Annotated in this window: 6 protein-coding genes; 3 read left to right on the top strand and 3 right to left on the bottom strand. The window is 62.3% G+C overall.

Going from position 1 to position 6,772, the window contains the following annotated elements; translation table 11 throughout:
• Window positions 1–186: hypothetical protein (locus EN742_RS38190; RefSeq protein WP_189375452.1), on the top strand; the 186-nt coding region annotated here is incomplete at its 5' end.
• 1,165 nt (window positions 187–1,351) lie between these two features.
• On the opposite strand, the gene EN742_RS18905 is transcribed toward EN742_RS38190, so the two are convergent.
• Window positions 1,352–3,721 carry a 1-deoxy-D-xylulose-5-phosphate synthase N-terminal domain-containing protein gene (locus EN742_RS18905; RefSeq protein ID WP_128333144.1) on the bottom strand — a complete coding sequence of 790 codons (2,370 nt, stop codon included), beginning with the start codon at window positions 3,719–3,721 and terminating at the stop codon, window positions 1,352–1,354.
• Between the two features lie 12 nt (window positions 3,722–3,733).
• Window positions 3,734–4,939 (bottom strand): methionine gamma-lyase, encoded by a 1,206-nt coding sequence (locus EN742_RS18900; protein ID WP_126054995.1) that lies wholly within the window; start codon window positions 4,937–4,939, stop codon window positions 3,734–3,736.
• A gap of 115 nt (window positions 4,940–5,054) precedes the next feature.
• Between EN742_RS18900 and EN742_RS18895 the strand changes: the two genes are divergently transcribed.
• Entirely contained in the window at window positions 5,055–5,516 is a 462-nt protein-coding gene (locus EN742_RS18895) for an Lrp/AsnC family transcriptional regulator (RefSeq protein WP_210212621.1), read from the top strand.
• 341 nt (window positions 5,517–5,857) lie between these two features.
• Complete coding sequence (locus EN742_RS18890) at window positions 5,858–6,160, top strand: hypothetical protein (RefSeq protein WP_127407154.1); 303 nt, start codon at window positions 5,858–5,860, stop codon at window positions 6,158–6,160.
• An 81-nt stretch (window positions 6,161–6,241) separates the two neighbouring features.
• Here EN742_RS18890 and EN742_RS18885 read toward each other — a convergent pair.
• Window positions 6,242–6,772 (bottom strand): EAL domain-containing protein (locus EN742_RS18885; RefSeq protein WP_148670153.1); only part of this gene is annotated, 531 nt, incomplete at its 5' end.

Below are 6,772 nucleotides of genomic sequence, written 5' to 3'. Positions count from 1 at the left end.
CGCCAGTGGGGCATCGACACCGGGATGATCGCGGTGGGCCTGCGCTGCGGGCGCACCAGCGTCCTCAACCTCGCCCGCATGGACGACGCAGGCGGCAGCGCCGAGCTGGTCGCCAAGCTCGAACGGCTGTGGCGGCGTCACCGTATCACCAGCGGCGCGCAGGACGACAGGGTCGCTACGGGTTGAGAGCGAGCGACTTGCCGCCGCCTTTGTCGCTTTGAGTGAGGGTTACGAGCGGACTCCTCACTGCCTCCTCGTCGGGGCTGGGCGCTACAAACGTAGCGGCTACCTCTCCATCTCCAAGCAGAATATCCTCTGCAACGAGACGCGCGTGGGCCGCGACGGCATCCAGACCGCCTCCCTGCCGACAAAGGGTCATTGACGTTCCCGATTCGGCAGACGATGGTGTCGGACCTCAATCTGCAATGAGGACGAACACCACCAAGGGAGGGGAGTGACCATGAAATTGACATCATCGCCAGCGCATTACTGCTCGCCACAGCCGCTCACAGCGCAGAGCCCTACACTCTGACGGCGAAGGAGAGTCAGATAGCCGAACTCAGCGCGACGAATTACGCCAAAGAAAAAGACGCGACATTCGTCTCCTGCTCCAACCAGTGTACCAGAGACGATCACCACGTCGCCTGCGTCATCGCCGACAAAAGCGGCGCGAAGTCCGAAGTGCAATGTTCGTACAAGACGCCGGGCTGTCTGGCGCAATAGGTAATTCACCCGCTCCGGCCGCCATAGGCCGTTAACCACTGCAGTTTGCCCCGGCGGGACATGCGGTAGAGCACGGTCCTTGCCTTCGATGGGGAAAGATACCGTCCGCTGATCGCGCCGCCTTATGCGGGGTCAGTTCACCGTCGCGTCGGGCGGTCGCGTCTCGACAGGGCGAGCTTCGATCCGGTCCACCCATTTCCTGATCAGCGTGAACGTCTCTATCGGCCCGATCACGCGCTGCCGGATCGCGCGGCGTCGGGTTCATTTTTCCCCGGCAGTCTGGCGCGAAGAGCGCGCGTTTCTGTTAGTTTTGGCATGTTGCGGTTTTCCCCCTTGGCTTGCGCGTACCCATGGCGTACCCAGCAAGTCACAATTATCCGCAAGTAACCGCAACTTACAAGAGGAAAAGCCCAGTAATAACAAGTATCCGCAACAATAACCGGATCGCGGCTGACGCGCTCTGACTCCGTTAGTCCTGGTTCGAATCCAGGTTCCCCTGCCAGATATCTGTCGTGCCAGCTTTGGGTATCCGAGAGCTCGGGTGGTGCGTTCTTGCAGCAACCCTCTACGCGGTGAGATGTGGAACTGCTGAACCTTTCACAGGCTTGCGGCAGGCCGCATCGATTTGTCAGGCCGAAAGCCTGATCGGCCGACCGGGCGCGATGCGGCTTGCGGCTGCGACGATGGCGTCTGCATCGATGCCAAAATGGCGATAAAGATCGCCGATGGTGCCGGTCTGCCCGAAATGCTCTACTCCGAGAGGCACCGTGCGATGTCCGGCCACGGCCCCGAGCCAGGACAGTGTCGCCGGATGGCCGTCGATCACCGTGATCAGCGTGCAATGCGCCGGCAGACGGGCGAGCAGCCGCTCGGCGAGGCTCATCGCCGTGGCGTGACCACGCGCCCTTGCGCGCCGGGCAGCCGTCCAGCCGGCGTTCAGCCTGTCGGCCGACGTCACCGCGAGCACGCCAATGTCGCGTCGATCGCCTCCGATGCGGCCGGCTGCCGCGATGGCCTCTGTCGCGACCGTGCCCTGATAGGCGATCACCACCTCGGCATTCGATCCCGGCTCGCGAAGCCAGTAGGCGCCGTCGATCACGCCCTCGGCGAATCCTGGATCGCTGCGGTGCTGCGGTTGCTCCATCGGGCGGGTGGAAAGCCTCAGATAAACCGACCCGCCGGTCTCATCGCGCAGCCAGGTGCGTTCGTTCGGATCGCCCTCGCCGTCACGCTGGAGATAGTCGAAGCTCCAGTCCATGATGATCGACAGTTCATCGAGGAAGGCAGGCTCGAAAGAGGCCAGCCCGTCCTGCGCCATGCCGATAAGCGGCGTGCCGATCGACTGGTGCGCTCCCCCTTCCGGCGCCAGCGTCACGCCCGATGGGGTGCCGACCAAGAGAAACCGGGCGTCCTGATAGCAGGCATAGTTCAGCGCATCGAGGCCGCGCGCGACGAAGGGATCGTAAACCGTTCCGACCGGGATCAATCGTTCACCGAACAGGGAATGCGACAATCCCGCCGCGCCTAGCATAAGCATCAGGTTCATCTCGGCGATGCCTAACTCAACATGCTGGCCCTTGGGCGAGAAGGCCCATTTCTGCGTCGAAGCAATACGCTCGTCGCGGAACGTGTCGGCGCGCGCCGCGCGGGCGAACAGACCGCGCCGGTTGACCCAGGGGCCGAGATTGGTCGAGACGGTCACGTCCGGCGCCATGGTGACGATCCGGTCGGCCAACGGCCCGCCTGCCTTGGCGATCTCGTCGAGGATCTTGCCGAAGCCGGCTTGCGTGGACAGCATCCGATCCGACAATTTCACTCTGTCCGGACGCGGCAAGGCCGGCGCCTCGAAACGGCGCCTGCCCTTGGCGAAAAACGGAACACCGGACAGGAAGGCACGCAGGCCCGCTTCTTCGGGCACGGCAGCAAATGGCTTCCACTCCGCGCCCTCCGGCACGCCCATGGCGCCGCGAAAGGTCTCCATCTGCGCCGGCGTCATCAGGCCGGCATGGTTGTCCTTGTGCCCGGCCAGCGGCGTGCCCCAGCCCTTGATCGTATAGGCCAGGAAAACCGTCGGCCGGTCGTCGTCCGCCGCATCGAACGCCTCGCAGAGCGACGGCAGGCAGTGTCCGCCAAGGTTTTCCATCAGCACTGCGAGTTCGGTGTCGCTGCGGCGGTCCAGTAGTTCCGTGATCGCACCCTGATCGCCAAGATCGTCCATGAGCCGTTTGCGCCAGGCCGCACCGCCCTGAAAAGTCAGAGCCGAATAGAGTGCGTTGGGGCAGGCATCGATCCAGTCACGCAGGGCCTCTCCACCCGGTTCGGCAAAGGCCGCGCGTTGCAGGGCGCCATATTTGAGACGGGCCACCCGCCAGCCGAAAGCGGAAAAGATCGCCTCAATGCGGTGCCAGAGCCCTTCACGCACCACGCCGTCAAGACTCTGGCGGTTGTAGTCGATCACCCACCAGACGTTGCGCAAGTCGTGCTTCCAGCCCTCCTGCAAGGCCTCGTAGATGTTGCCTTCGTCCAGTTCCGCGTCTCCGATCAGGGCGACCATCCGGCCTTCCTTGCCGGCCCAGTCATGGCCGCGCAGATAGTCCTGCGTCATGGAGGCGAAGATCGGGAAGGCCGCACCGAGGCCAACCGAACCGGTCGAGAAATCGACATCGTCGACATCCTTGCTGCGCGACGGATAGCTTTGCACGCCGCCATAGCCGCGGAAATTCTTCAGCTTCTCTAGGGGCAGGTTGCCCATCAGATACTGGACCGCGTGGAACACTGGGCCGGCATGCGGCTTCACCGCTACCCGGTCCTCGGGGCGCAGGGCGTGGAAGTAAAGCGACGTGATGATCGCCGCCATCGAGGCCGAAGAGGCCTGATGGCCGCCGACCTTGACCTCCCCCTCGCCCTTGTCGCGCAGATGATTGGCGTTGTGGATCGTCCAGCAGGACAACCAAAGAAGCCGGCGATGCAGGGTTTCCAGATGGGCGAGGTCGATCATAGCGAACTCCGATTATGCGGCGAGCGACGCCGGCATCTGCAGCGCCTGCGTGAGGTCCGCCAGGATATCCTCGACCTCTTCCAGCCCGACGGACAGCCGGACCAGCCCCTCGGAAATGCCGTGGGCGGCACGCTCTTCTGGCGTATAGGTCGAATGGGTCATGGAGGCCGGATGCTGGATCAGGGTTTCGGCGTCGCCCAGGGAGACGGCGCGCCGGATCAGTTCGAGGCGGTTCATCATCGTGCGACCTGCTGCCAGTCCGCCCTTCAGCTCAAAAGCGATCATCGCTCCGAAGCCGGGCATCTGCCGCTTGGCAAGGGCATGCTGCGAAGAACTTTCCAGCCCGGGATAATAGACCTTGGCCACCGCCGGGTGGCTCTCCAGCATTCGTGCCACCGTCATGGCACTTGCGCAATGCCGTTCCATGCGCAGCTTCAGCGTCTTGAGACCGCGCAGAACCAGCATCGCATTGAAGGGAGCCATGACCGCGCCGGTCATGTCCTTCATGCCGACCAGGCGAACCTGCGTCATGTCTTCGGCCCTGCCGACAGCGATGCCACCGACGAGATCACCGTGCCCGCCCATATATTTGGTAGCGGAATGCACGACGATATCGGCGCCGAGTTCGATCGGCCGGGTTAGCACCGGTGTAGCGTAGGTGTTGTCGACGATCACCTTGGCGCCGTGCGCCTTGGCGATCGCGGAGACAGCTGCGATATCGACGAGCCGCATGTTCGGATTGGCCGGTGTTTCGAAATAGACGATCCGGGTCCGGGGCGAGAGCGCGCCACGCAACGCTTCCGGATCGGTCAGGTCCGCATGAGTGATGGTGATGCCGAATTTCGCCAGGCCGTGGCGCATGAAGGCGAAGGTGCAGCCGTAGAGCGTGTTGTCGGTGATGATCTCGTCGCCGGGAGACAGGAAGGTCCAGAACACCGAGCAGATGGCGCCCATTCCCGAAGCCAGCGCAACTCCCGCTTCGGCGCCTTCCAGGTCGGCGCAGCGGCGCTCGAGGAGATCGAGCGTCGGGTTCGAGATGCGCGAATAGATGTGCCCCGGCGCCTCGCCGGCAAAGAGTGCGGCTCCTGCCTCGGCGCTGTCGAAGGCATAGGTCGAGGTCAGGTGCAGCGGCGGCGTGAGTGCACCCTCATGCTGCGCCGGATCATGGCCAAGGTGAATGGCGCGGGTGGCAAAACTGGCGGGCTGGCGGGGGTTCATGGCGACCTCATGGCTTGGGACGGCCTGAATCTTTGCATCGAGCGTCTGGCAGGTGCTGCCAAATAATGCCACTATGCCTCACAAAATTGGAATATCACGATTGTCCAATCCGAAAATGAAACAAATAGATGCCAAGGATCGCCAGATCATCCGGGAGCTGCAGCGCGATGGCCGGCTGACCAACCAGGACCTGGCGGCACGCGTGAACCTCTCTCCGTCTCCATGCCTGCGACGGGTGCGCCTGCTTGAAGAGGCTGGCGTAATCGTCGGCTACTCCGCGGATGTCGACACGCGGGCCTGCGGTTTTCAGATCACCGCCTTCATCCGCATCGCCCTGCAACGGCATGAACGCGAGGCCGTCGAGCGTTTCGAGAAGCGCATACATGGCGCGGACGAGATCCTCGACTGCTTCCTGCTAACCGGAGAGGCGGACTATCTCCTGCGTGTCGTCGTGGCGGACCTCGACGAATACGAACATTTCGTCCGCAACCGCCTGCACGGCATTCCGGGCATTGGGTCCATCACGACGAGCCTCGTCTACGGCACCGTCAAGTCGTCCCGGGTCTTCCCTCTATAGCGCCATTGGCGTCAGGTCCCGTCTCGGCTCTGAAGCTGGACGGCAACGAGCATCCACTACCTCGCTCCCTCATTGAGCACTCGCAATTTCGACTGGAGGAGCAAGACAGAAAGTTCGAAAAGCTTCCAGGAACCCCAGCCAGCTATCTGCCCTCCCTTCACGCCTTCGTTGGCTTGGACACCGCCGCAAGCCGGGTGCTATGCGCTTACATTAGCAATCAACGATATATTAACAGCTATGATGCAGCCTTTCCGTATCGGGCGACGGGAACCAACCCTCCCCCATCGACGATCCGGCATCTTATGTGTGCCGCGACGTTCGACCGATGCGGAGCAAAACGCATGAGTGTCGAAACAGCACTGGCGCAGCTGCTGCGCATGATTCACGGGCGGGCTCTGAATTTGGCGACGTTGCCAGACGATGAGAGAGATCTGCACTACGATCGCATCCGCCTGTCATGTTGCGGGGCCGCCGAGCAGATTGGCCAAAGCCCCGACAAGGCAGCCATCACGGCAAACAGCGTGGTCGAATTTACTCGCGCAATGGTCGGGATCATCGAGACAGGCCGCGGGGCAAGCGCTGAGCGAAGCGCCAATCGGCCACGGGGTGAGAGTTCGAAAGTGTGGCCGGGACGGCCGCACTAGGCGTGGTGGCCTTCGCTTTCATAGCGCCGGCTCTCGAAGGTCGACGCTTCACGGAAGTCTAGAATCGGGCCCAGGCTGCGATCAAGCCGAGAGGTTCAGCTTGGACCTGGCCTTGGCCTTGAGGCTGCCTCGCCGCGCAATCAGGTGATTTGTCAGCAATTTCTCGTCGATCGGTTCCGACATGAAAAACCCCTGGGCGCCGTGGCATTGTTCGGCGATCAGGAAAGCCAGTTGTCCTTCGGTTTCCACCCCCTCGGCCATGACAGTCAGGCTGAGAGAGTTGGCCAGCGCGATAATTCCTCCGACAACGTCCTGCTTTTTCCTGGATGATTCCAGATCGTTCAAGAACGATCGATCGATCTTCAGCTGATTGAGGTCGAGATCGGCAAGGTAGCCGAAACTCGAATATCCGGATCCAAAATCATCGAGCGCCAAACTGACCCCGAGATTGCGAATCTTCGACAATGTGTTCAACGCATCTTTGCTTTGGATGAAAACCCCTTCCGTGATTTCCAACTGCAGGCGCGACGGCGGCAATCCCGTTTGCAGCAGCACCTCCGCGAGGTGCACGAAAAATCCATCGTCCTGCAGGGTCTTGCCCGAGACATTGAC

It is taken from the genome of Mesorhizobium sp. M4A.F.Ca.ET.020.02.1.1, from assembly GCF_004022645.1.
Lineage (GTDB): Bacteria > Pseudomonadota > Alphaproteobacteria > Rhizobiales > Rhizobiaceae > Mesorhizobium.
The sequence above is the reverse complement of the archived record's forward strand: the minus strand, read 5'-3'. Positions and strand labels throughout refer to the sequence as shown.

Bases quoted from the DNA above. Each gene is read 5' to 3' on its own strand.
- EN742_RS18905 (WP_128333144.1), bottom strand. From the start codon at position 3,721: ATGATCGACCTCGCCCATCTGGAAACCCTGCATCGCCGGCTTCTTTGG.
- EN742_RS18900 (WP_126054995.1), bottom strand. From the start codon at position 4,939: ATGAACCCCCGCCAGCCCGCCAGTTTTGCCACCCGCGCCATTCACCTT.
- EN742_RS18895 (WP_210212621.1), top strand. From the start codon at position 5,055: ATGAAACAAATAGATGCCAAGGATCGCCAGATCATCCGGGAGCTGCAG.
- EN742_RS18890 (WP_127407154.1), top strand. From the start codon at position 5,858: ATGAGTGTCGAAACAGCACTGGCGCAGCTGCTGCGCATGATTCACGGG.